We start from the raw sequence: 1,323 nt of genomic DNA, 5'->3' as shown, positions 1-1,323 counted from the left end.
TTCGTTACCGTTGCGCCAGCGAACCATCGATGCGCAGCAGGCCCGAGCCGTCATTGCCCACCAGCTTGAGCTGGTCAATGATCTCGGACACGGTGGACTCCTCCTCAACCTGCTCCTCGAGGAACCAGTTGATGAGGGCGCGGGAATCGAGATCCCCGGCGGCATCCGCGGTGCGGGCGATCTCCCGGATCTGCTCCGAGACCTTCTGCTCATGCGCGAGGGAGGCCTCAAAGGCATCGAGCGGGGTGGCGGCCTTGACGGAGCCGACCTGGATATCCTCCAGCTCGACGCGGTAGCCGCGGTCCAGCAGGTGCTCAGCAAATTTCTGTGCGTGCTCGCGCTCTTCCTCTGCCTGCTTGAAGAACCAATCGCGCATGCCCGGGAAGGACAGGTTGTCCATCTCGTAGGCCAGCTGGGTGTAAATCAGGGCCGCGCCGTGCTCGTTGTTAACCTGGGCGTTGAGGAGCGTTTGCAGTTTCTCGTCCATGTTGATACTTCCTTTCGTGTGTGTTCCCCACAATACAGAAATTCTCTGGACGCGCTAGCAAGGCGATCTTAAGCAAACTCGCACGTCATAACACTTTTTCTGGTAGGTTTACCTAACCCAAACCGGAAATCCTCTGGTAGCGCTCTAGGCTCACGCCATCGAGGCCGCGGAATTCTACCGTTATTCCACGGTCTGCATACTTGCTTTCCACGGAGTTGAGCACCGCCACGGTCGAGGCATCCCAAATATCGGCCTCCGAGAAATCCACGATGACCTTCTCCACCGGCAGGGTGTAGTCGAACCTGACTTGGCTCAAATTAGTGCCGAAGGGTTGGGGTGGTGATGGCGTTGACGAGGGTTTGGATTTCCGGGGGCAGTGGTACGGCGGCGTGGATGGTTTCGCCACCAATGTTGAGTTGAAAGCTGCGGTATTTCTTGAGTGTTCTCACCAGGCGTTTGATGGATTGACCACTTCGGGTCTCCATTAGGTGGGCTACTGCTAGTGCGGCGATGACAATGTTGAGATGTGCGGTGATGGAGTCTTGTTTTCTGGCGTAGATTGGGCGTGCTTTCAGGTCTGATTTCGACATCCGAAATGATTTTCAATGTTGAATAGCCTGCGGTAATGCCTGATCACCTCGTTAGCAGGCAAGTTAACAAGGTCGGTTTCATAGCCTTTGATTCCGGCTAGGGCTCGGTGTTTGGCAGCAAGAGCGTAGTTGACCTTCTTGTTCGGGGCGGAAAGATCGATATAGCGGTTACGCTTGATAGCGATATCGCCGTCAACAGCCCGTTTGGCTTTTGCTACTTGCTCTTTGATTCCGCGCAGGCTGCGT

General features: G+C 55.8%; 3 protein-coding genes and 1 pseudogene. All 4 read right to left on the bottom strand.

Translation table 11 applies throughout. The features are described 5' to 3' along the window. Nucleotides 1–4: 4 nt before the first annotated feature. The gene (locus tag HMPREF2565_RS09970) at nucleotides 5–487 is read right to left on the bottom strand and encodes a ferritin (RefSeq protein WP_070645020.1); all 483 of its coding nucleotides are present in this window, start codon (nucleotides 485–487) and stop codon (nucleotides 5–7) included. A 112-nt stretch (nucleotides 488–599) separates the two neighbouring features. Next, nucleotides 600–803 (bottom strand): STAS domain-containing protein, encoded by a 204-nt coding sequence (locus HMPREF2565_RS13535; protein WP_246819142.1) that lies wholly within the window; start codon nucleotides 801–803, stop codon nucleotides 600–602. A 1-nt stretch (nucleotide 804) separates the two neighbouring features. Beyond that, nucleotides 805–1,077, bottom strand: coding sequence for a hypothetical protein (locus tag HMPREF2565_RS14305; RefSeq protein WP_168162662.1), 273 nt, complete (start codon nucleotides 1,075–1,077; stop codon nucleotides 805–807). Continuing rightward, a pseudogene (locus HMPREF2565_RS14300) lies at nucleotides 1,059–1,323 on the bottom strand (transposase); the annotation flags it as partial. The gene HMPREF2565_RS14305 and the pseudogene HMPREF2565_RS14300, both read right to left, overlap by 19 nt.

It is taken from the genome of Corynebacterium sp. HMSC072A04, from assembly GCF_001809235.1.
GTDB lineage: Bacteria > Actinomycetota > Actinomycetes > Mycobacteriales > Mycobacteriaceae > Corynebacterium > Corynebacterium hiratae.
The sequence above is the reverse complement of the archived record's forward strand: the minus strand, read 5'-3'. Positions and strand labels throughout refer to the sequence as shown.

What these genes read in the sequence shown, in the direction of transcription:
- HMPREF2565_RS09970 (WP_070645020.1), bottom strand. Translation starts at nt 487, where the DNA reads ATGGACGAGAAACTGCAAACGCTCCTCAACGCCCAGGTTAACAACGAG.
- HMPREF2565_RS14305 (WP_168162662.1), bottom strand. Translation starts at nt 1,077, where the DNA reads ATGTCGAAATCAGACCTGAAAGCACGCCCAATCTACGCCAGAAAACAA.